Here is a 25,382-nt window from a genome sequence, read left to right as displayed (position 1 = left end):
CGAGAAAGCGAGATGTCATGGCGGACGAAGAGCGGCTGCGCGAATACCTGACGCGGGTCGTCGCCGAGCTTCAGCAGACCCGCCAACGGCTGCGCGAGGTCACCGCCGAGGAGTCCGAGCCGGTGGCGATCGTGGCGATGAGCTGCCGCTACCCGGGCGGCATCAGCTCGCCTGAGGAGCTGTGGGAGTTCGTCTCGTCCGGCGGGGACGCCATCGGCGACTTCCCCACCGACCGGGGCTGGGACCTGGAGCGGCTCTACCACGCCGACCCGGACAACGCCGGCACCTCGTACACCACCTCCGGCGGGTTCCTGCACGACGCGGGGCGCTTCGACGCCGCGCTGTTCGGCATCTCGCCGCGCGAGGCGGTCGCCATGGACCCCCAGCAGCGGCTGCTGCTGGAGGTCACCTGGGAGCTGTTCGAGCGGGCCGGCATCGCCCCGCTGTCGCTGCGCGGCAGCCGCTCCGGCGTCTTCGTCGGCACCTCCGGGCAGGACTACGCCGCCGTGCTGCACCGGGCACCCGGCGTCGAGGGGTACGTGCTGACCGGCACCGCCGCCAGCGTGGTCTCCGGCCGGCTGGCGTACACGTTCGGGCTGGAAGGCCCGTCGGTCACCGTGGACACCGCCTGCTCGTCGGCGTCGGTCGCCATCCACCTCGCCTGCCAGGCGCTGCGCCAACGGGAGTGCGGCCTCGCCCTGGCCGGCGGGGCGACCGTGCTGGCCACCCCCGGCCCGTTCGTCGAGTTCTCCCGGCAGCGCGGCCTCGCCGCCGACGGCCGGTGCAAGTCGTTCGCGGCGTCCGCCGACGGCACCGGCTGGTCCGAGGGCGTCGGCATGCTGCTGCTGGAACGGCTCAGCGACGCCCGCCGCAACGGCCACCCCGTGCTCGGGATCATCCGCAGCTCCGCGGTCAACTCCGACGGCGCGTCCAACGGGCTCACCGCCCCCAACGGCCCCTCCCAGCAGCGGGTCATCCGGCAGGCCCTGGCCAGCGCGAAGCTCACCCCCGACCTGGTCGACGTGGTGGAGGCGCACGGCACCGGCACCACCCTCGGCGACCCGATCGAGGCCCAGGCCCTGCTCGCCACGTACGGCCGGGAGCGCGGCGACGCCGCGCCGCTGCTGCTCGGCTCGATCAAGTCCAACATCGGCCACACGCAGGCCGCCGCCGGTATCGCCGGGGTGATCAAGATGGTGGAGGCGATGCGGCACGGCGTCGTGCCGGCCACCCTGCACGTCGACGAGCCCACCCCCCACGTGGACTGGGCCGCCGGAGCGGTCACCCTGGTCACCGAGGCCACGCCGTGGCCCGCCGTGGACCGGCCGCGCCGCGCCGCCGTGTCCTCGTTCGGGATGAGCGGCACCAACACCCACCTCATCCTCGAACAGCCCGAGCCGGCCCGCGCCGAGGCCGACCGGCCGGCGGCGCCCGCGCCCGCGCCGGTGCTGCTCACCGGGCGTACCCGCGCCGCGCTGCGTCACCAGGCCGAGCGCTGGTCCCGGTACGTCGCCGACGACGCGGCCCTGCGCCCCGCCGACGTGGCCTGGACCTCGGTGGTCTCCCGCTCGCCCCTGGAACACCGGGCGGTCGTGCTCGCCGACGACACCGACGGGCTGCTCGCCGCCCTGGGCGCCCTCGCCGACGACCGGCCCGCCCCCGGCCTGGTCACCGGTGCCGCCGCCGAGCGTGGCGGGATCGCGTTCCTCTTCTCCGGCCAGGGCGCCCAGCGCGCCGGCGCGGGCCGGGAGCTGTACGAGACGTACCCGGTCTTCGCCGAGGCGCTCGACGAGGTGTGCGCCCACCTCGACCACCGGCTGCCCCGGCCGCTGAAGCCGCTGCTGCACGCCGAGCCCGGCACCGACGAGGCCGCGCTGCTCGACCAGACCGTCTACACCCAGGCCGCGCTGTTCGCCGTCGAGGTGGCGCTGCACCGGCTGCTCGGCTCCTGGGGGCTGGCCCCCGACCTGGTCGCCGGGCACTCCGTCGGTGAGCTGACCGCCGCCCACGTGGCCGGCGTGCTCAGCCTCGACGACGCGTGCGCCCTCGTCGCCGCCCGGGGGCGGCTCATGCAGGCCCTGCCCGCCGGCGGCGCGATGCTCGCCGTCGCCGCCGACGAGGCCCGGGTCGCCGAGTCGATCGCCGACGTGACCGACCGGGTCGCCGTCGCCGCCGTCAACGGCCCGGCCGCCGTCGTCGTCTCCGGCGACGGCGCGGCCATCGACGACCTGGCCGAACTCTGGACCGGCCGGGGTGTCAAGGTGCGGCGGCTGCGGGTCAGCCACGCCTTCCACAGCCCGCTCATGGAGCCGATGCTCGCCGAGTTCGCCGCCGTCGCCGCCCGCCTCGACCTGCGCGCCCCCACCCTGCCGGTGGTGTCCAACCTGACCGGCGAGCTGGCCGACCCGGCGCAGCTCACCGACCCCGGCTACTGGGTGCGCCACGTCCGGGAGGCGGTCCGCTTCGCCGACGGCGTACGCACCCTGCGGGCCAACGGCGTCGGCACGTTCGTGGAGGTCGGCCCCGACGCCGTGCTCACCGCCAGCATCCAGGAGACCCTCGCCGGGGCCGAGGCGGCCGACGCCGCCCCCGCCGTGGTGGTGCCGGTGCTGCGCCGGGACCGCCCGGACCGCCGCGCCCTGCTCGCCGCCCTCGCCCAGCTCCACGTCGCCGGCACGCCGCCGCGCTGGACGGACGTCCTCGCCGCCCGGCCCGGCCGGCTCGTCGGCCTGCCCACCTACCCGTTCGAGCGGCAGCAGTACTGGGTGCCGGCCGAGGCGCCCGCCGACGAGGCCGCCACGGACGGAGCCGGCGCGCTCGACCGGCGGTTCTGGGCGGCCGTCGAACGCGCCGACCTCGACGCGCTGCGCGACACCCTCGCCGTCACCGACCCCACCGCCGCCGAGTCGCTGCGTACCCTGCTGCCCGTCCTCGCCGACTGGCGGCGGCAGCGGCAGGAGCACTCGGTCCTCGACGGCTGGCGGTACCGGGCCGAATGGCAGGTGACCGGCGAACCCGCCCCCGCCCGGCTGACCGGCACCTGGCTGCTGGCGCTGCCCGAAGGCGGCGCCGACGACCCGGCGGCGCGGACCGTCCGGGCCGCGCTGACCGGCGCCGGAGCCGACGTACAGCCGCTGACCGTCGAGCCGGACGCCGACCGGGCCGGCCTCGCGGCGGCGCTCGCCGGCACCGACCCCGCCGGCGTCGTCTCCCTGCTCGCCGGGGAACCGCCCGCCGCCGACGGCACCGGCCTGCCCGGCCTGACCGCCACCCTCACGCTCGTGCAGGCGCTCGGCGACGCCGGGCTGGCCGCGCCGCTGTGGCTGGTCACCCGGGGCGCCGTCGCCGCCGCCTCGTACGACCGGCTCGCCGACCCCGCGCAGGCCGCGATCTGGGGCCTCGGCCGGGTCGTCGGCGTCGAGGCGCCGCACCGCTGGGGCGGCCTGGTCGACCTGCCGCCGGAGCCCGACGACCGGGCCGCCACCCGGCTCGCCGCGATCCTCACCGGATCGACCGGCGAGGACCAGCTCGCGGTACGCGGCCCCGGCGTCTTCGCCCGCCGCCTGGTGCGCGCCGCCCTCGGCGACCGCCCGCCGGCGCGCCGGTTCACGCCCACCGGCACCGCCCTGATCACCGGCGGCACCGGCGGCCTCGGCGCCCGCGCCGCCCGCTGGCTCGCCGCCGCCGGAGCCGAACACGTCGTGCTGGTCAGCCGGCGCGGACCCGGCGCCCCCGGCGCCGCCGAGCTGGAGGCCGAGCTGACCGGCCTCGGCACCCGGGTCACCGTCGCCGCCTGCGACATCGCCGACCGGGCCGCCCTCGCCGACCTGCTCGACCGGGTCGAGTCCGCCGGACCGCCGGTGCGTACCGTCGTGCACACCGCCGGCATCGCCCAGGCCACCCCGCTGGCGGAGGTCACCCCGGCCGAGCTGGCCGAGGTCACCGTCGGCAAGACCGCCGGGGCCACCCACCTCGCCGACCTGCTCGCCGACCGGGAGTTGGACGCCTTCGTCGTCTACTCGTCCATCGCCGCCACCTGGGGCAGCGGCGGGCAGGCCGGGTACGCGGCCGGCAACGCCTACCTCGACGCGCTGGTGCAGCGGCGCCGCGCCGACGGCCGCGCCGGCACCGCCATCGCCTGGGGGCCCTGGGCCGACGGCGGCATGCACGCGGCCGACGCCGAACGGAACCTGCGCCGCCGGGGCCTGCCCGCCATGGACCCGGCCGTGGCCATGGGCGCTTTGCAGCAGGCCCTCGACCACGACGACGTCACCGTGACGGTGGCCGACGTGGACTGGGCCCGGTTCGCCCCCGCGTACGCCTCCGCCCGCCGCCGGCCCCTGCTGGAGGGCGTACCGGAGGCGCGGGCCGCCCTCGACGGCGGCGCCACGGTCGACGACGGCGACGAGGGCCCGGCGGCGACCCTGCGCCGGCGCCTCGCCGCGCTGACCACGGCCCGGCGGGAGGAGACCGTCGCCGACCTGGTCCGGGAACTCGCCGCCGACGTGCTCGGCCACGACGGCGGGACCGCCGCCGTCCCGGCGACCACCGCGTTCCGTGACCTCGGCTTCGACTCGCTGACCGCCGTGGAGCTGCGCAACCGGCTCGCCGCCGCCACCGGGCAGGCGCTGCCCACCACCCTGGTCTTCGACCACCCCACCCCGGTCGTGCTGGCCCGCTTCCTGCTCGCCGGGCTCTTCGGCACCGAGGCCGGGCCAACCCCCGACGCCACCCCGGCCGCCGTGGACGACGACGAGCCGGTGGCCATCGTCGCCATGGCCTGCCGCTACCCCGGCGGCGTCGACGACCCCGAGCAGCTGTGGCGCCTCGTCGCCGACGGCGTCGACGCGATCGGCGACTTCCCGACCGACCGGGGCTGGGACCTTGACCGGCTCTACGACCCCGACCCGGCCAACCCCGGCACCACCTACGCCGACAAGGGCGGCTTCCTGCACGGCGCGGGCGAGTTCGACCCCGGTTTCTTCGGGATCTCGCCCCGCGAGGCGGCGGCGATGGATCCGCAGCAGCGGTTGCTGCTGGAGGTTTCGTGGGAGGCGGTCGAGCGGGCAGGGGTTGAGCCTGGGGTCCTTCGGGGTTCGCGAACAGGGGTGTTCGTGGGCACGAATGGTCAGGACTATGGGGCCCTGCTGATGGCTGCGGGGGAGCAGGCCGAAGGGTTCGGGGCCACCGGGAACGCCGCCAGTGTGGTGTCGGGTCGGGTGGCGTACGCGTTGGGGTTGGAGGGGCCGGCGGTGTCGGTGGACACGGCGTGTTCGTCGTCGTTGGTGGCGTTGCACCTGGCGGTGCAGTCGCTGCGGCGCGGCGAGTGCGACCTGGCCCTCGCCGGCGGCGTCACGGTCATGGCCACCCCCGGCACCTTCTTCGAGTTCTCCCGGCAGCGGGGCCTGGCGGCCGACGGCCGGTGCAAGGCGTTCGCGGCCGCTGCGGACGGCACGGGCTGGGGCGAGGGCGTCGGCGTGCTGCTCGTCGAGCGGCTGTCGGACGCGCGGCGCAACGGCCACGAGGTCCTCGCGATCGTGCGGGGGAGCGCCGTCAACCAGGACGGCGCCTCCAACGGGCTGACGGCGCCGAACGGCCCCTCGCAGCAGCGGGTGATCCGGCAGGCCCTCGCGTCGGCGCGGCTCTCCACGGCCGACGTGGACGTGGTCGAGGCGCACGGCACCGGCACCACCCTTGGTGACCCGATCGAGGCACAGGCCCTGCTGGCGACCTACGGCCAGGGCCGCAAGGCCGACGAGCCGCTGCTGCTCGGCTCGATCAAGTCCAACATCGGGCACACCCAGGCCGCCTCGGGCGTCGCCGGTGTGATCAAGATGGTGCTGGCGATGCGGCACGGAGTCGTGCCGGCGACGCTGCACGTGGACGAGCCGTCCCCGCACATCGACTGGAGCGCCGGCGCGGTGGAGTTGGCGACGCAGTCGCGGCCGTGGTCCGAGGTGCAGCGGCCACGTCGGGCGGCGGTGTCGTCGTTCGGCATGTCCGGCACGAACGCCCACGTGATCATCGAGCAGGCCGACGAGCCGTCCGAGGTCGCTGCTCCGGCCGAGCACGGTCCGGGACTCGTGGCCGCCGACGTTGTGGTGTGGCCGGTGTCGGCGCGCTCGAAGCGCGCCCTGACCGGCCAGGCGGCCCGGCTCGCGCGGTACGTGCGTGAGCACGGCGATCTCGCCCCAGCGGCGGTGGGCTGGTCTCTCGCCGCCACCCGGTCGACGTTCGACCACCGCGCCGCCGTGATCGGTTCGAGCGCGGAGGAGCTGCTGGCGGGGCTGGACGCGCTGGCGTCCGGGTCGCCGGCCGGCAACGTCGTCGCGACGGCGGCTTCGTCGCATGGCGCGGGCCCGGTGTTCGTGTTCCCGGGTCAGGGTGCGCAGTCGGCGCGGATGGCGGCCGGCCTGGTGGGTCGTACGCCGGTGTTCGACGCGCGTCTGGCGGAGTGCCAGCGGGCTCTGGCCCCGTATCTGGACGTGGACCTGGTGTCGGTGCTCACGGGTGATGACGAGTCGTGGTTGGCGCGGGTGGAGGTCGTGCAGCCGGTGCTGTGGGCCGTGGGTATGGCCCTGGCGGCGGTGTGGCAGCACGCCGGGGTTGCCCCGGCTGCGGTGGTTGGTCACTCGCAGGGTGAGATCGGCGCGGCCTGCGTGGCCGGGATCCTGAGCCTGGAGGACGCGGCGAAGGCGGTGGCGTTGCGGTCGCGGGCGCTGACGGTGCTGCGGGGCACCGGGACGATGGCGTCGGTCGACCTCTCCGCCGAGGCGGTCAGTGAGCGGCTCGGGGAGTTCCCCGGCGTGGGTGTCGCGGCGGTGAACGGGCCGTCCACGGTGGTGGTGTCGGGTCCGCCGCAGCCGGTCGCGGATCTGGTGGAGGCGTGTCAGGCCGACGGGGTGCGGGCGCGGTTGATCCCGGTGGACTACGCGTCGCACTCGGCGGCCGTGCAGGACGTCGCGGAGCAGTTGCGCGCTGACCTGGCCGACGTCACCCCCCAGGCCGGTCACACCCGGCTCGTCTCGACGTTGACCGGTGACTGGGTCGATCCCGCCTCGATGACGGCGGACTACTGGTACGAGAACCTGCGGCAGACGGTGCAGTTCGACGCGGCCGTGCGCGTCGCTGTCGCCGCCGGGCACACCACGTTCGTGGAGATCTCCCCGCATCCGGTGTTGACGATGCCGGTGACGGCGATCCTCGACGACGCCGGGGCGAGCGGGCACACGCTGGGTAGCCTGCGCAGGGGCGACGACGACGCGACGCGGCTGCTGACCAACCTGGCCACCGCCCACGCGATCGGCCTGCCCGTCGACCTGACGGCCGTCCTCGCCGAGACCGGCACCGTGGCGCTGCCCACGTACGCCTTCGAACGGGGACGCTTCTGGCTGGACGCGCCCGCGCACCGCGTACGCGACGTCGGCTCCGCCGGCCTCCAGGACACCGACCACCCGCTGCTCAGCGCGGCCGTACCCGTCGCCGACGACGGGACGGTGGTGCTGACCGGGCGGCTGTCCGTGCGTACCCACCCGTGGCTGGCCGACCACGCCGTCGGCGGGGCGGTGATCGTCCCGGGCACCGGCGTGGTCGACATGGTGGTCCGGGCCGGCGACGAGGTCGACGCCGGCCAGGTCGGCGACCTGACGCTGATCAACCCGCTGGTGCTCCCGCCGGCCGGCGCGGTGCAGGTGCAGGTACGCGTGGGCCCGCCCGGCGGCACCGGCGAGCGGAGCGTCACCGTGCACTCCCGCCCCGAGGAGAACGCCGACGCGGAGTGGACCCGGCACGCCGAGGGCCTGCTGCTGGCGCACCTGCCCGCCCCGGCCGCCGTATCGGGTCAGTGGCCGCCGGCCGACGCCGTCGAGGTCGACGCCGACCTGGACGCCTGGTACGCGCAGATGGCCGAGGGCGGCCTCGGCTACGGCCCCGCCTTCCGGGGCCTGCGCCGGGTGTGGCGCGGCGACGGCGAGGTCTACGCCGAGGTGGCCCTCCCCGAGGAGGCGACCGCCGACGCGTCCCGCTTCGGGCTGCACCCGGCCCTGTTCGACGCGGCCCTCCAGGCCAGCGGGGTCACCGCCCTGCTCGGCGACCCGGCGGACACCTCCGGCGCGGGCTGGATGCCGTTCGCCTTCCGCTCGGTCGCCCTGCACGCCCACGGCGCCACCCGGCTGCGGGCGCGGCTGCGCCCGCTCGGCCCGGACACCGTCGCGGTCACCCTCGCCGACACCGCGGGCCAGGCCGTCGCGACCGTGGAGTCGCTGACGTTCCGTCCGGTCGCCGCGGGCCGGGCCGACGAGGCCGCCGCCCTGCGCCGCACCTCGGTGTTCCACCTGGACTGGACGCCGCTGCCGAGCACCGACGGGGCGGCGGGGGAGTCGGTCCGCTGGGCGCTGCTCGGCGACGACACCCTCGGCCTCGCCGGGGCGCTCACCGCCGTCGGGCACCCGGTGCGGACCCACGCCGACCTGGCGGCGCTGGTCGCCGAGGTCGGGGAGTCCGGGGACGTACCCGATGTGGTGCTGGACCTGCGCGCCGGCGCGGAGTCGGACCCGCAGCGGGCCGGCGCGGCCGCGCACGACGCGGCCCGCGACGCGCTCGCGCTGGTGCAGCAGTGGTTGGGCGAGCCCCGGCTGGAGCGGTCCCGGCTGGTGCTGCACACCCGGGGCGCGGTCGGCGCCGCCCCGGGCGAGGCCCCCCGCGACCTGGCCCGGGCGAGCCTGTGGGGGCTGGTCCGCTCCGCGCAGTCCGAGCACCCCGGCCGGTTCACGCTGCTCGACACCGACGACGACGCCGCCTCCCTGGCGGCCGTCCCGGCGGCCGTCGCCTCCGGCGAGCCGCAGCTCGCGCTGCGCGACGGCGTGCCGCTGGTGCCCCGGCTGGCCCGGGCCCGCGACGCCGGGGTGCTGCCGCTGCCCGCCGACGAGGTGCCGTGGCGCCTCGACGTCACCGAGAAGGGCACGCTGGAGAACCTGGCCCTGCTGCCCGCCCCCGAGGTTTCCGGGGAGCTGCCGGCGGGCCACGTCCTGGTCGGGATGCGCGCCTCCGGGCTGAACTTCCGCGACGTGGTGCTGGCCCTCGGCATGGTCCCCGACCAGGAGGTGCTGGGCAACGAGGGCGCCGGCGTGGTGCTCGGCGTCGGGCCGGGGGTCACCGACCTCGCCCCCGGCGACCGGGTGATGGGCATCTTCTCCGGCTCGTTCTCCTCGGCGGCGGTCACCGACCGCAGGCTGCTCACCCGCATCCCCGACGGCTGGTCGTACACCGACGCCGCCGCCGTGCCCGTGGTCTTCCTGACCGCCTGGTACGGCCTGGTGGAGCTGGCCCGGCTGCGCGCCGGGGAGTCCGTGCTCGTCCACGCGGCGGCCGGCGGTGTCGGCATGGCGGCCGTGCAGATCGCCCGCCACCTCGGCGCGGAGGTCTACGGCACGGCCAGCCCCGGCAAGTGGCCGGCGCTGCGCGCCACCGGCTTCGACGACGCGCACCTCGCCTCCTCCCGCAGCCTCGACTTCGCCGAGGAGTTCGCCCACCGCACCGGCGGACGGGGCGTCGACGTGGTGCTCAACGCGCTCAGCGGCGAGTACGTCGACGCGTCGCTGCGGCTGCTCGCCGACGGCGGTCGGTTCGTCGAGATGGGCAAGACCGACAAGCGGGACCCGCGGCGGGTCGCCGCCGACCACCCCGGCGTCAGCTACCAGGTCTTCGACCTCATCGAGGCTGGCCCGGAGAAGATCGGCGCGATGCTGGGCGAACTGATGGCCCTCTTCGCCGGCGGGGCGCTGCGGCCCCTGCCCCGGCGCACGTGGGACGTCCGGCGCGCCCCCGAGGCGTTCCGCTTCCTCAGCCAGGCCCGGCATGTCGGCAAGCTCGCCCTGAGCGTCCCGCAGGCGCCCCGCCTCGACGGCACGGTCCTGGTCTCGGGGGCGACCGGCACCCTCGGCGCGCTGCTCTGCCGGCACCTGGTCACCGCGCACGGCGCCCGGCAGTTGCTCCTGGTCAGCCGGCGCGGCCCGGACGCCGAGGGCGCCGACGACCTGCTCGCCGACCTCAAGGCCCTGGGCGCGGACGTGTCGATCGTCGCCGCCGACCTGGCCGACCCGGACGCCGTGGCGGACGTGCTCTCCATGGTGGACCGGCGGCACCCGCTGCGCGCGGTCGTGCACGCCGCCGGCGTCCTCGACGACGCCACCGTGGAGTCGCTCACCCCCGACCGCCTCGCCGCGGTGCTGCGGCCCAAGGTCGACGTGGCCTGGAACCTGCACCGGGCGACCCTCGGCCACGACCTGAGCGCGTTCGTGCTCTTCTCGGCCGCCGCAGGCGTGTTCGGCGGCCCCGGCCAGGGCAACTACGCCGCCGGCAACGCGTTCCTCGACGCCCTCGCCGAGCACCGCCGGGCCCTCGGCCTGCCGGCGGTCGCGCTGGCGTGGGGCCGCTGGGCCCAGGCCAGCGGCATGACCGGCCACCTCGACTCGGCCGACATCCGCCGCCTCGACCGGGGCGGCATGGCCGCCCTCTCCGACGACGAGGGACTCGCCCTGTTCGACGCGGTCTGGCGCTCGGAGCGGGCGACCCTGATGCCCGCCAAGATCGTCACCGGGGTGGCGGCGCCCGGATCGCCCGTGCACCCGCTGCTGACCAACCTGGTCCGCGCCGCCGGCCGCCGGGCCGCAGCCGGCGAGGCCGCCGACGGGCAGGCGTACGCCGAGACGCTGCGCGCCCTGCCCGACGACAAGCGGGTACGCGCCCTGCGTGACCTGGTGCTGTCGCACGTGGCGGTCGTCCTCGGCCACGGCGACCCGGCCGGCATCGAGCCGACCCGCGCGTTCCGGGAACTCGGCTTCGACTCGCTCACCGCGGTCGAGCTGCGCAACCGGCTCGGCGCGGCCACCGGGCTGCGGCTGCCGGCGACGCTGGTCTTCGACAACCCGACGCCCGAGGCGCTCGCCACCCACCTGGCCGGGCAGTTCGCCCCGGTGACCCCGGCGGGGGAGACGTCGACGGCCGGCCGGGAACTCGACCGGCTGGAGGCGGCGCTCGTCGGGCTCGACCCGACCGACGACGAGTTCCGCCGGATCACCGACCGGCTGCACGGCCTGCTGGACCGGCTGACCGAGCGGCAGGCGGACGCGGACGGCGACGACGACGACCTGGAGTCGGCCACCGCCGAGAACATCTTCGACCTGATCGACCGCGAGCTGGAGACGTCGTGACGACCAGCCGCAACGACATCGGCATGCCGAGTGAGGTAGGTCCACGGTGAGCAACGAGGACGAGAAGTACGTCGAGTACCTGAAGCGTACGACCTCGGAGCTGCGGCGTACCCGGCGGCGGCTGCGCGAGCTGGAGGCCCGGGACTCCGAGCCCATCGCCATCGTCGCGATGAGCTGCCGCTACCCGGGCGGGGTCGACAGTCCCGAGGCGCTGTGGCAGCTCGTGCACGACGGCGGCGACGGGATCGGGCCGTTCCCCGCCGACCGGGGCTGGGACCTGGAGAACCTCTTCCACCCCGACCCCGACCACCCGGGCACCAGCTACGTGCGCGAGGGCGGCTTCGTCTACGCCGCCGCCGACTTCGACGCCGACCTGTTCGGTATCTCGCCCCGCGAGGCCGTCGCCATGGACCCGCAGCAGCGGCTGCTGCTGGAGACCTCCTGGGAGGCGTTCGAGCGGGCCGGCCTGCCGCTGCCGGCGGTACGGGGCAGCCGCACCGGCGTCTTCGTCGGGGCGTCGTCGCACGGCTACGACGGCATGATGGCGCAGGCCGAGAACGGCGAGGGGCACCTGCTCACCGGCAACGCCACCAGCGTCATCTCCGGCCGCGTCGCGTACACCCTCGGGCTGGAGGGGCCGGCGGTCACCGTCGACACCGCCTGCTCGTCCTCGCTGGTCGCCATCCACCTGGCCGCGCAGGCCCTGCGCAACGGCGACTGCGAGCTGGCGCTGGCCGGCGGCGTGACGGTGATGCCCACCCCGGCGGTCTTCGTCGGCTTCAGCCGGCAACGCGGCCTTGCCGCCGACGGCCGGTGCAAGGCGTTCGCCGCCGGCGCGGACGGCACCTCGTGGTCCGAGGGCATCGGCATGCTGCTGCTCACCCGGCTCTCCGACGCGCAGCGGCACGGGTACCCGGTGCTCGCGGTGGTGCGGGGCAGCGCGGTGAACCAGGACGGCGCGTCCAACGGGCTCAGCGCCCCGCACGGCCCCTCCCAGGTGCGCGTCATCCGTCAGGCCCTGGGCAACGCCCGGCTCACGCCCGAGCAGGTCGACGTGGTGGAGGCGCACGGCACGGGCACCCGGCTCGGCGACCCGATCGAGGCGCAGGCGCTGCTGGCCACGTACGGGCAGGACCGCGACGATGCCGCGCCGCTGCTGCTCGGGTCGGTCAAGTCGAACATCGGGCACACCCAGGCCGCCGCCGGCGTGGCCGGCGTGATCAAGATGGTGATGGCGATGCGGCACGGCGTCGTGCCGCCCACCCTGCACGTCGACGAGCCGTCCCCGCACATCGACTGGACCGCCGGGGCGGTCACCCTCGCCACCGCCGCGACGCCCTGGCCCGCCGTGGACCGGCCGCGCCGGGCCGCGGTGTCGTCGTTCGGCGTCTCCGGCACCAACGCGCACACCATCATCGAGCAGGCACCGGCCGAGGTCGAGGCCGAGGCGGAGCCGACCGCGCCGGTGGCCCGCACGGTGGCCCCCGTGCTGCTCTCCGCCCGCTCCGACGCCGCGCTCGCCGCGCAGGCCGGCCGCTGGGCCGCCCGGTTCGCCGCCGACGAGACCCTCCGCCCGCTCGACGTGGCCTTCTCGTCGGTCGCCTCGCGCTCCATCCTGGACCGCCGCGCCGTGGTGTCGGCGACCGGCCGCGACGACCTGTTCGCGGCGCTGCGCGCCCTCGCCGCCGGGGAACCGGCCGGCACCGTCGTCATCGGCGCCGGGGCGCCGCGCGGCCAGCTCGCGGTGCTCTTCTCCGGCCAGGGCGCGCAGCGCGCCGGCATGGGCCGCGAGCTGTACGCCGAGTTCCCCGTCTTCGCCGCCGCCCTCGACGAGGTGTGCGGTTACCTGGACCGGGCCCTGCCGCGCCCCCTGCGCGAGGTGCTCTTCGCCGCCGAGGGCTCGGCCGACGCCGAGCTGCTTGACCGGACGGTGTTCACGCAGGCCGGCCTGTTCGCCGTCGAGGTGGCGCTGTTCCGCCTCGTCGAGTCCTTCGGCATCGCCCCCGACCTGGTCGCCGGCCACTCGATCGGCGAGGTCACGGCCGCGTACGTGGCCGGGGTGCTGTCGCTGGAGCACGCCTGTGCGCTGGTGGCGGCGCGGGGCCGGCTGATGCAGGCGCTGCCCTCGGGCGGCGGGATGCTGGCCGTCGCGGCTGCCGAGGCGGACGTGCTGGTCACGCTGGACGGGCTGGCCGACGTGGGGATCGCGGCGGTCAACGGGCCGACGGCGGTGGTGGTCTCCGGTGCCGTCGACGCGCTCGACGAGGTGGAGCGGGTCTGGCGGGAGCGGGGCGTGCGTACGCGCCGCCTGGCGGTCAGCCACGCGTTCCACAGCCCGCTGATGGAGCCGATGCTCGCCCGGTTCCGCGCGGTGCTCGACCGGCTGGAGTTCTCCGCGCCGTCGCTGCCGGTGGTGTCGAACGTGACCGGTGCGCTGGCCGACGCCGACGAGATCCGTACGGCCGACTACTGGGTGCGTCACGTCCGCGAGGCCGTCCGCTTCGCCGACGGGGTCGCCGCGTTGCGTGCCGCCGGGGCGGACACGTTCCTGGAGATCGGGCCGCGCAGCGTACTGACCGCCATGGTCGGCGACGTCCTGCCGGGCGGGGACGGCGTGCTCGCCGTGCCGGCGCAGCGCGGGGACCGGCCCGAGGCGCAGGGGCTGCTGGCCGGGCTGGGCGAGCTGCACGTGCACGGGGTGGCCGTCGACTGGCAGCCGTGGTTCGCCGACACCGGCGCCCGGCGGGTGGATCTGCCCACGTACGCCTTCCAGCACCAGCGCTACTGGCCGGAGGTCGGCGGCACCGCCGCGACCGCCGCGCCGGGCGACAGTGCCGAGGGGGACTTCTGGGCTGCCGTGGAGCGCGGGGACCTGACCGGGGTCGCCGCCCACCTGGCCGTGCAGGACGACCCCGCGGCGGTCGAGGCCCTCGCCCCCGCCGTACCCGTGCTGTCGTCGTGGCGGCGGGCGCGGCACCGCGACGCCGTGGTGGACGGCTGGACGTACCGGGTCGACTGGGAGCCGGTACGCCCCGCCGCCGTGCCGGCGCTGACCGGCCGCTGGCTGGTCGTCACCGCCGACACCGACGACGCCGGGGTGGCCGGCACGCTGACCGGCGCCGGCGCCCACGTCGACACCCTCACCGTCGCCCCCGGCGTCGCCCGCGCCGAGCTGACCGGGCTGCTGCGCGGCCACGGCGACCAGGGCTGGACGGGGGTGCTCTGCGTGCTCCCCGCGACCGACCGGGCGCTGCCGGACGCCCCGGCCGTCTCCGGCGGCGCCGCGCTGCTGCTCACCCTCACCCAGGCGCTCGCCGACGCCGGCCTGCCCGGCCGGCTCTGGTGCCTCACCCGGGGCGCCGTCCGCGTCGGGGCCGGCGAGACCCTCGCCGACCCCTGGTCCGCCCTGGCCTGGGGCCTGGGCCGGGTCGTCGCCCTCGAACAGCCCGACCGCTGGGGCGGCCTGATCGACCTGCCCGCCCGCGCCGACCGCACCGCCGCCGACGCGCTGCTCGCCGTCCTCGCCGACGCCGGCCACGACCAGGTGGCGATCCGCCCGCAGGGCGTCTTCGGCCGGCGGCTGGTGCCGGCCGCGCCGCCGGCCGGCGCGGGTTGGCGGCCCGCCGGGACGGTGCTGGTGACCGGTGGTACGGGTGCCCTGGGCCGGCACGTGGCCCGTTGGCTGCTGGCCAACGGGGCGGCCGAGGTGGTGCTGGCCTCGCGGCGGGGCCCGGCGGCGCCGGGCGCGGCCGAGCTGGTCGACGAGCTCGGCGCGGTACGGGTGGTGGCGTGCGACGTCACCGACCGGGCGGCCGTCGACGCGTTGGTCGCCGCTCTGCCGGAGCTGACCGCCGTCGTGCACACCGCCGGCGTGGTCGACGACGGCGTCCTCGACGGGCTCGACCTGGGCCGGATGCAGACCGTCCTCGACGGCAAGGTCCGCGCCGCCCAGGTGCTGCACGAGGCCACCGCCCACCGCGACCTCGACGCGTTCGTGCTCTTCTCCTCCCTCGCCGGGGTCATCGGCAGCGCCGGACAGGGCAACTACGCGGCGGCCAACGCGTACCTCGACGCGTTCGCGGCCTGGCGACGCGACCAGGGTCTGCCCGGCACCGCCATCGCCTGGGGCGCCTGGGCCGAGGACGGCATGGCCGCCGCGCTGACCGCCCGGCTCGCCCGGGGCGGCGTCGACGCGCTCCCCGTCGCCGAGGCCGTCACCGCCCTCGGCCGGCTGGTCAACACCACCGAGCCGGCGGTCACCGTCGCCGACGTCGACTGGGGACGCCTCGCCGCCTCCTGGGGCCGCCCGACGCCACTGATCGCCGCCCTGCCCGGGGTGCCCGCCGTGCCCACCGGCCCCGCCCGCGCCGTGGTGGTCGGCCGGTCCCTGCCGCAGCTCGCCGACCTCGTGCGCACCCAGGCCGCCGTCGTGCTCGGCTACCCGGCCGGGCAGCCGCTGCCCGAGCGCACCTTCCGCGACCTCGGCTTCGACTCGCTCACCGCCGTCGAGCTGCGCAACCGGCTCACCGCCGAGACCGGCATGACCCTGCCCGCCACGCTGGTCTTCGACCACCCCACGGTCGCCGAACTCGCCGCCCACCTGCACGGCCTCACCGCCGGGCACACCACCGGCGAGGTGGTCGCCGACGGCACCGGCCGCGACCGCGAGCCGATCGCCATCGTCGCGATGAGCTGCCGCTTCCCCGGCGGCGTCACCTCGCCCGAGCAGCTCTGGGACCTCGTCGCCACCGGCACCGACGCGATGAGCCTGATGCCCGGCGAGCGCGGCTGGAATCTCGCCGAGCTGTACCACCCCGACCCCGAGCACCTCGGCACCAGCTACGTCCGGGAGGGCGGCTTCGTCGCCGGGGCCGGCGAGTTCGACCCGGCCTTCTTCGGCATCAGCCCCCGCGAGGCCCTCGCCATGGACCCGCAGCAGCGGCTGCTGCTGGAGGCCACCTGGGAGGCGTTCGAGCGGGCCCGGATCGACCCGACCGCGCTGCGCGGCAGCCGCACCGGCGTGTACGTCGGCACCAACGGCCAGGACTACGGCTCGCTGCTGATGGCCGCCGGGGACGTCGACGAGAACTACCTCGCCACCGGCACCTCCGCCAGCGTCATCTCCGGCCGGCTGGCGTACACCTTCGGGCTGCACGGCCCGGCGGTCACCGTCGACACCGCCTGCTCGTCGTCGCTGGTCGCCATGCACCTGGCCGCGCAGGCCCTCCAGACGGGCGAGTGCGACCTCGCCCTGGCCGGCGGCGCCACCGTGATGGCCACCCCCGGCATCTTCGTCGGCTTCTCCCGCCAGCGCGGCCTCGCCGCCGACGGCCGGTGCAAGCCGTTCGCCGGGGCGGCCGACGGCACCGGCTGGGGCGAGGGCGTCGGCCTGCTGGTGCTCCAGCGCCTCTCCGACGCCCGCCGCGACGGCAACCCGGTCCTCGCCGTGCTGCGCGGCAGCGCCGTCAACCAGGACGGCGCCTCCAACGGCCTCACCGCCCCCAACGGCCCCGCCCAGCAGCGGGTGATCCGCCAGGCCCTCGCCAACGCCGGACTCACCGCCGACCAGGTGGACGCCGTCGAGGCACACGGCACCGGCACCACCCTCGGCGACCCCATCGAGGCGCAGGCGCTCATCGCCACGTACGGGCAGGACCGTCCCGCCGACCGGCCGCTCTGGCTCGGCTCGATCAAGTCGAACATCGGGCACACCCAGGCCGCCGCCGGCGTCGCCGGGGTGATGAAGATGGTCCTGGCCATGCGGCACGGGGTGCTGCCGCCCACCCTGCACGTGGACGAGCCCACCCCACACGTCGACTGGAGCGCCGGCAGCGTCGAACTGCTCACCTCCGCCCGCCCGTGGGAGCCGACCGACGGCGTACGCCGCGCCGCCGTCTCCTCGTTCGGCATCAGCGGCACCAACGTGCACACCATCCTCGAACAGGCCCCCGCCGACGAGCCGGAGTCCGAGCCGGTGGTCGGCGGGCCGACCGGGGAGCTGCCCTGGGTGCTCTCCGGGCGCACCGTCGACGCCCTCACCGCCCGCACCCGGGACCTGCTCGACCACCTCGACACCGTCGACGACGACAACCTCACCGCCGTCGGCTGGTCGCTGGCCGCCACCCGCGCCGCCCACGACCACCGGGCCGTCGTCTTCGCCGCCGACCGCGACGAACTGACCGCGTCCCTCGACGCGCTCGCCGCCGGCCGGCCCAGCCCGCAGACCGTCACCCGCGTCCCCGGCACCCCGGGCGAGGTCGCCTTCGTCTTCCCGGGCCAGGGCTCCCAGTGGGTCGGGATGGCGGCCGAACTGCTCGACACCGCCCCGGTCTTCGCCGAGAAGTTCGCCGCCTGCGCCGAGGCGCTGCGCCCGTACGTCGACTGGTCGCCGACCGACGTGGTGCGCGGCGCGCCGGACGCCCCGTCGTTGGAGCGGGTCGACGTCGTGCAGCCCACCCTGTTCGCGGTCAGCGTCTCGCTCGCCGCGCTCTGGGAGTCGTTCGGGGTGCGCCCCTCCGCCGTCGTCGGCCACTCCCAGGGCGAGATCGCCGCCGCGTACGTCGCCGGCGGCCTCACCCTGGACGACGCGGCGGCCGTGGTCGCGCTGCGCAGCCGGATCATCGCCGGTATCGCCGGGGACGGCGGCATGGTCTCGGTCGCCACCACCGCCGACGAGGCCACCGGCACGATCACCCGCTGGGCCGGCCGGGTCGCCCTGGCCGCCGTCAACGGACCCACCTCCGTCGTGGTCTCCGGCGACAGCGCCGCCCTCGACGAGCTGGTCGCCCACTACGAGTCCCGCGAGGTGCGGGTGCGCCGCGTCCCCGTGGACTACGCCTCCCACTCCGCCCACGTCGAGCAGCTGCGCGAGCAGCTCCTGGAACTGCTCGCCGGGCTGCGGCCCCGCACCGGCGAGGTCCGGTTCCGCTCCACCGTGGAGGGCGACTGGCTCGACACCGCCGCCCTCGACGCCGACTACTGGTACCGCAACCTGCGGCAGACCGTCCGCTTCGACGAGGCGGTGCGCAGCCTCGTCGCGGCCGGCTACCAGACCTTCGTCGAGGTCAGCGCGCACCCGGTGCTGACCATGGCCGTGCAGGAGAGCGTCGAGCTGGCCGCCGCCGAACCGGACGCGGTCACCGTCACCGGCAGCCTCCGCCGGGGCGAGGGCGGCCTCGGCCGCTTCCTGCGCGCCCTGGCCGAGGTCTGGACCGGAGGTACGCCGGTGGACTGGCGGCCCGCCTTCACCGGCCTCGCCGGACGTCGCCTCGACCTGCCCACGTACCCGTTCCAGCGGCAGCTGTACTGGCCGCAGCCGTCCGCCGCGCCCGCCCCGGCCGCCGGCAGCGGCACCGCGCCCGTGGCCGACGACGAGGTCGACGCCCGGTTCTGGGCGGCCGTGGAGGCGGAGGACCTGGCCGCGCTCACCGCCGAACTCACCGCCACGACCGATGCGGAGCCCGTGCCGGACGCCGCGTTCGCCGACGTGCTGCCCGTCCTCGCCGCCTGGCGCCGCCGGCACCGCGACCAGGCCACCGTGGACTCGTGGCGGTACCGGGACAGCTGGACGCCCGTCGTCCCCGACGCCGCCGGCGAGCCCGCCGTCACCGGCACCTGGTGGCTGCTCACCGGCCCCGACGACACCGGCGCGGCCGAGGCCGCCTTCTGCGCCGAGGCCGTGCGGCGGCACGGCGGCACCGTCGTACCGCTGGCGCTGGACGCCGACCGCACGGACCGCGCGGCGCTCGCCGCCCGGCTGCGCGACCTCGCCGACGGTGGCTCCCGCCCCGCCGGGATCGTGTCGCTGCTGCCGCTCGACGAGACGCCCGCCCCGGCGCACCCGTCGGTGCCGGTCGGCTTCGCCGGCACGGTCACCCTCGTGCAGGCGCTCGGCGACGCCGGCGTCCGCGCGCCGCTGTGGTGCCTCACCCGGGGCGCCGTCGCCACCGGCCCGGCCGACCCGCTGCCGCACCCGCTCCAGCAGCTCACCTGGGGCTTCGGCCGGGTCGCCGCCCTCGAGCACCCCGACCGGTGGGGCGGCCTCGTGGACCTCCCCGACGAGCTCGACGACGCCGCCGGCCGCCGGCTGGCCCGCGTCCTCGCCGGTGCCGACGGGGAGGACCAGGTCGCGTTGCGGTGGGCCGGCGCCTTCGGCCGGCGACTGCTGCACGCCCCGCTCGGCGCCACCCCCGCCCCGCGCACCTGGCGGCCCTCCGGCACCGCCCTGGTCACCGGCGGCACCGGCGCGCTCGGCGGACACATGGCCCGCTGGCTCGCCGCCAACGGCGCCGCCCACCTGGTGCTGGTCAGCCGGCGCGGCCGGCAGGCCGACGGCATCGCCGACCTCGAGGCCGAGCTGGTCGCACTGGGCGCCCGGGTGACCGTCGCGGCCTGCGACGCCGCCGACCGGTCGGCGCTCGCCGCCGTCCTGGCCGACCTGCCGCCCGAGCACCCGCTGACCACCGTCGTGCACACCGCCGCCGTCCTCGACGACTCGGTGATCAACTCGCTGACCCTGGAGCAGGTCGACTACGCGCTCAGCGCGAAGGTCACCGCCGCGCTGAACCTGCACGAGCTGACCCGCGAGCTGGACCTCGACGCGTTCATCCTGTTCTCCTCGATGGCCGGCACCGTCGGCAGCTCCGGCGTGGGCAACTACGCCCCCGGCAACGCGTTCCTCAACGCCCTCGCCGAGCACCGCCGTGCCCTCGGCCTGCCCGCCACCTCCATCGGCTGGGGCGCGTGGGGCGGCGGCGGCATGGCCGACGGCGAGTTCGGCCGGATGCTGCACCGCCACGGCGCGCCCGAGATGCCCCCGCGGCTCGCCGTCGCGGCCCTGCACCAGGCCGTCGAGCACGACGAGACGTTCCTGACCATCTCCAACATCGCCTGGGACCGGTTCTTCGTCGCGTTCACCGCCACCCGGCCCGGGCCGCTGATCTCGGAGATCCCCGAGGCGCAGCGGTTGCAGGCCACCAAGGGCCTCGCCGAGACGAAGGAGACCGACGAGGCCGGCCCGGCCGGCGCGTTCACCCGGATGAGCGCCGCCGAGCGTCAGCAGGCGCTGCTCGACCTGGTCCGCGACCAGGCGGCCACCGTCCTGAAGTACGCCGACGGCCAGGCCGTCGACCCGCACCACGCGTTCCGCGACCTCGGCTTCGACTCGGTGACCGCGGTGGAGCTGCGCAACCGGCTCGCCACCGCCACCTCGCTGCGGCTGCCCGTGACCCTGGTCTTCGACTACCCGTCGCCGACCGCGCTCGCCCGGCACCTGCACGAGGAACTGGGCGGTGAGGCCGCCGTGGCCGTCGAGACCGCCCCGGTGGCGCTCGGCGACGACGAGCCGGTGGCCATCGTCGCCATGTCCTGCCGCTTCCCCGGCGGGGCCAACGACCCCGAGCGGTTCTGGCAGATGCTGCACGCCGGCCGCGACGCCGTGTCCGACCTCCCGGGCGATCGGGGTTGGGACGTCGAGCGCCTCTACGACCCCGACCCCTATTCCACCGGCACCTCCTACGTCCGCAGTGGCGCCTTCCTCTACGAGGCGGCGGAGTTTGATGCCGGTTTCTTCGGGATTTCCCCCCGCGAGGCGTTGGCCATGGATCCGCAGCAGCGGTTGCTGCTCGAGGTTTCGTGGGAGGCGGTCGAGCGGGCAGGGGTTGAGCCTGGGGTCCTTCGGGGTTCGCGAACAGGGGTGTTCGTGGGCACGAATGGTCAGGACTATGGGGCCCTGCTGATGGCTGCGGGGGAGCAGGCCGAAGGGTTCGGGGCCACCGGGAACGCCGCCAGTGTGGTGTCGGGTCGGGTGGCGTACGCGTTGGGGTTGGAGGGGCCGGCGGTGTCGGTGGACACGGCGTGTTCGTCGTCGTTGGTGGCGTTGCACCTGGCGGTGCAGTCGCTGCGGCGCGGCGAGTGCGACCTCGCCCTCGCCGGCGGCGTGACCGTGATGGCGACCCCCGGGCTGTTCGTGGAGTTCTCCCGGCAGCGGGGCCTGGCGGCCGACGGCCGGTGCAAGGCGTTCGCCGCGGGAGCCGACGGCACCGGCTGGGGCGAGGGCGTCGGCATGCTGCTCGTCGAGCGGCTCTCGGACGCGCGGCGCAACGGCCACGAGGTGCTGGCGATCGTGCGGGGCAGCGCCGTCAACCAGGACGGCGCCTCCAACGGGCTGACCGCGCCGAACGGCCCGTCGCAGCAGCGGGTGATCCGGCAGGCCCTCGCGTCGGCGCGGCTCTCCACGGCCGACGTGGACGTGGTCGAGGCGCACGGCACCGGCACGACGCTGGGTGACCCGATCGAGGCCCAGGCCCTGCTGGCGACGTACGGGCAGGAGCGCGACGAGCCGCTGCTGCTCGGCTCGGTGAAGTCGAACATCGGCCACACCCAGGCCGCCGCCGGCGTCGCCGGCGTGATCAAGATGGTGCTGGCGATGCGCGAGGGCGTGGTCCCGGCGACGCTGCACGTGGACGAGCCGTCCCCGCACATCGACTGGACCTCCGGCGCGGTGGAACTGGCCACGGAGTCGCGGCCCTGGCCGGCCGTGGACCGGGCGCGCCGGGCGGCGGTGTCGTCGTTCGGCATCTCCGGCACCAACGCCCACGTCATCATCGAACTGCCCGAGGACCGGCCCGCCGAGAGCGCGGAACCCGAGGCCGCCGAGAGCCGCAGCCCGGGACTCGTGGCCTCCGACGTCGTCGTCTGGACGGTGTCCGGGCGGTCGAAGGGCGCCCTGGCCGGTCAGGCCGCCCGCCTGGCCCACCACGTCCGCGCGCACGCCGACATCGATACGGCGGCGGTGGGCTGGTCCCTCGCCGCCACCCGGTCGACGTTCGACCACCGGGCCGCCGTCGTCGGCGCCGGGGTGGCCGAGCTGCTGGCGGGGCTCGACGCCCTGTCCGCCGGCGCGCCGGCGGGAAACCTCGTCACGGGTACGGCCGCCGGGACCGGTGCGGTGTTCGTGTTCCCGGGTCAGGGTGCGCAGTCGGCGCGGATGGCGGCCGGCCTGGTGGGTCGTACGCCGGTGTTCGACGCGCGTCTGGCGGAGTGCCAGCGGGCCCTGGCCCCGTACCTGGACGTGGACCTCGTTGCGGTCCTCACGGGTGAGGACGAGTCGTGGCTGGCGCGGGTCGAGGTCGTGCAGCCGGTGCTGTGGGCCGTCGGCATGGCTCTCGCCGCGGTGTGGCAGCACGCCGGGGTCACCCCGGCTGCGGTGGTCGGTCACTCGCAGGGTGAGATCGGCGCGGCCTGCGTGGCCGGGATCCTGAGCCTGGAGGACGCGGCGAAGGCGGTGGCGTTGCGGTCGCGGGCGCTGACGGTGCTGCGGGGCACCGGCACCATGGCGTCGGTCGACCTCTCCGCCGAGGCGGTCAATGAGCGGCTCGGGGAGTTCCCCGGCGTGGGTGTCGCGGCGGTCAACGGCCCGTCCACGGTCGTGGTCTCCGGCCCGCCGCAGCCGGTCGCCGACCTGGTGGAGGCGTGCCAGGCCGAGGGAGTGCGGGCGCGGTTGATCCCGGTGGACTACGCGTCGCACTCGGCGGCCGTGCAGGACGTCGCCGAGCAGTTGCGCGCCGATCTGGCGGACGTGAGCCCTCGGCAGGGGCACACCCGGCTCGTCTCGACGCTGACCGGGGACTGGGTGGACCCGTCCTCGATGACCGCCGGGTACTGGTACGACAACCTGCGGCAGACCGTGCAGTTCGACGCGGCCGTGCGCGTCGCTGTCGCCGCCGGGCACACCACGTTCGTGGAGATCTCCCCGCATCCGGTATTGACGATGCCGGTGACGGCGATCCTCGACGACGCCGGGGCGAGCGGGCACACCCTGGGCAGCCTGCGGCGTGGTGACGACGACGCGACGCGGCTGCTGACCAACCTCGCCACCGCGCATGCGATCGGCCTGCCCGTCGACCTGACGACGGTCCTCGCCGAGACCGACATCGTGGCGCTGCCCACGTACGCCTTCGACCGCAGTCGCTTCTGGCCGACCGCGGCGACCGGGCAGGGCGACACCGAGGAGACCCCGAGCGGCGTCGACTCGGCGTTCTGGGCGGCCGTGGAACGCGAGGACCTGGCCGCGCTCGCGGAACTCACCGAGCAGGACGCCACGGAGTCCCTGGAACGGCTGGGCGCGGCCCTGCCCGTGCTCGCCTCCTGGCGGCGGCAGCAGCGCAACCGGTCCAGCCTCGACGACCTGCGGTACCGCAGCGTCTGGCAGCCGTACACCGGGACGCCCGTCAGCTTCCTCCCCGGCGCCTGGTGGGTGATCGCCGACGAGCGGCGCCCGGAGGAGGGCGAGGCCGCCGTCGCCGAGCTGACCCGCCGGGGCGCCGACGTCCGGCTGGTGTCCCTGCCGGAGAACCTGACCGACCGCGCCGCCCTCGTCGCGCACCTGACCGGCGCCACCCGCACCGCCGACGGCGGGCCGGCCCCGGTGGACGGGGTGCTGTCGCTGCTCGCCCTCGCCGACGGCGCGGTCGACGACACCCAGCCGGTGCCGCCGTTCCTCGCCCGGTCGCTCGCGCTGATCCAGGCGCTCGGCGACCTCGACGTCGCCGCGCCGCTGTGGTGCGTCACCCGCGGCGCCGCCGGCACCACCCGGGGCTCGGCGCCCGGCCGACCGGAGCAGTCGCTGCTCTGGGGCCTCGGCCGGGTCGTGGCCCTCGAACACCCCGAGCGGTGGGGCGGTCTGGTCGACGTACCGGCCACCCTGGACGACCACGGCTGGGACCTGCTCTGCGCCGCCCTCGCCGGCCTCGACGGCGAGGACCAGCTCGCGATCGACGGCGCCACCATCCTGGTACGCCGGCTGGTGCGGGCCCCCGGCGGCGAGGCGCCCACCGACGAGGCCGGCTACCCGGGCACGACCCTGGTCACCGGCGGCACCGGCGCGCTCGGCGCGGAGGTGGCCCGCTGGCTGGCCGCCCGGGGCGCCGAGCACCTGATGCTCGTCAGCCGCCGCGGCGCGGACGCCCCCGGCACCGCCGAACTCGTCCGCGAGCTGACCGGGGCGGGCACCCGGGTGACCGTCGGGGCCTGCGACGTCGCCGACCGGGCGGCGCTGGCCAAGCTGCTCGACGAGGTACCCGCCGACGCGCCGCTGACCAGCGTCGTGCACGCGGCCGGCGTCCTCGAGGACGGGGTGCTCGACGGGCTCACCGCCGACCGCCTCGCCACCGTCCTGCGCCCCAAGGTGCTGGGCGCCCTGCACCTGCACGAGCTGACCGTCGGGCGGGAACTGCGCGCGTTCGTGCTGTTCTCCGCGATGGCCGGCCAGCTCGGCGCCGCCGGCCAGGGCAGCTACGCCGCCGCCAACGCCTACCTCGACGCCCTCGCCGAGCAGCGGCACCGCCAGGGCCTGCCGGCGACCTCGGTCGCCTGGGGTCCCTGGTCGGCCGGCGGGATGGCCGCCACCGACCAGGCCGTCGAGGAGCGCCGCCGGCGCACCGGCGTGGCCCGCCTCGACACCGCGCCCGCGCTCACGGCGCTCGCGCAGTGCGTCGCGCGGGGCGAGCCGGCGACGATGGTGGCCGGCATCGACTGGGCCCGCTACGTGCCCGGGTTCGTCGCCGTGCGGCCCAGCCCGCTCATCGCGGGCGTCGCCGAGGCGCGCCGGGCCGTCGCCGAGCGGGCCGAGGACACCGGCGTCTCCGCGGAGTCCCTGGCCGCCCTGCTCGCCGGGCAGACCGACGCCGAACGGCGCAAGACCCTGCTGGAACTGGTACGCGGGCAGGCCGCCGCGGTGCTCGGGCACGCCTCGATGGACGCCGTGGAGCCGGACCGGGCGTTCCGCGAACTCGGGTTCGACTCGCTGACCGCCGTGGAGCTGCGCAACCGGCTCACCGCGGCGACCGGCGTCCGGCTGCCCGCCACGGTGGTGTTCGACTACCCGACCGCCGCCGGGCTGGCCGAGTACGTGCGGGCCGCGATCGTCGACGGCGGGGTGGTCGGGGTCGCGCCGGTCTTCGGTGAGCTGGACAGGTTGGAAGCGGCGCTCTCCGGCTCGGCGCCGGACCGCAGCGCCCGAATTCGGATCACCGAGCGGCTGCGGGCGCTGCTGGCCTCCCTCAACGAGGCCGACGCGCCGGCGGACGGCGACACCGTCGCCGAGAAGCTCCAGGACGCGACGCCGGACGAGGTCTTCGACTTCATCGACCGCGAGCTGGGGATGTCCTGACG

General features: G+C 76.4%; 2 protein-coding genes. Both read left to right on the top strand.

Annotated features, from left to right (window positions below; all coding sequences use genetic code 11):
* Positions 1-17: 17 nt before the first annotated feature.
* Positions 18-11,210: a type I polyketide synthase gene (locus tag ACTMS2_RS21495; RefSeq protein ID WP_441176996.1), complete on the top strand. Its 11,193-nt coding sequence runs from the start codon at positions 18-20 to the stop codon at positions 11,208-11,210.
* Between the two features lie 46 nt (positions 11,211-11,256).
* Positions 11,257-25,380: a type I polyketide synthase gene (locus ACTMS2_RS21490; protein ID WP_441176995.1), complete on the top strand. Its 14,124-nt coding sequence runs from the start codon at positions 11,257-11,259 to the stop codon at positions 25,378-25,380.
* Positions 25,381-25,382: the final 2 nt, after the last annotated feature.

It is taken from the genome of Micromonospora sp. SD12 (genome assembly GCF_052068495.1).
GTDB classification, from domain to species: Bacteria; Actinomycetota; Actinomycetes; order Mycobacteriales; family Micromonosporaceae; genus Micromonospora; species Micromonospora echinofusca.
Note: the sequence above shows the minus strand (reverse complement) of the source record. Positions and strands in the feature narration are given on the sequence as shown.

Bases quoted from the DNA above. Each gene is read 5' to 3' on its own strand.
- ACTMS2_RS21495 (WP_441176996.1), top strand. From the start codon at position 18: ATGGCGGACGAAGAGCGGCTGCGCGAATACCTGACGCGGGTCGTCGCC.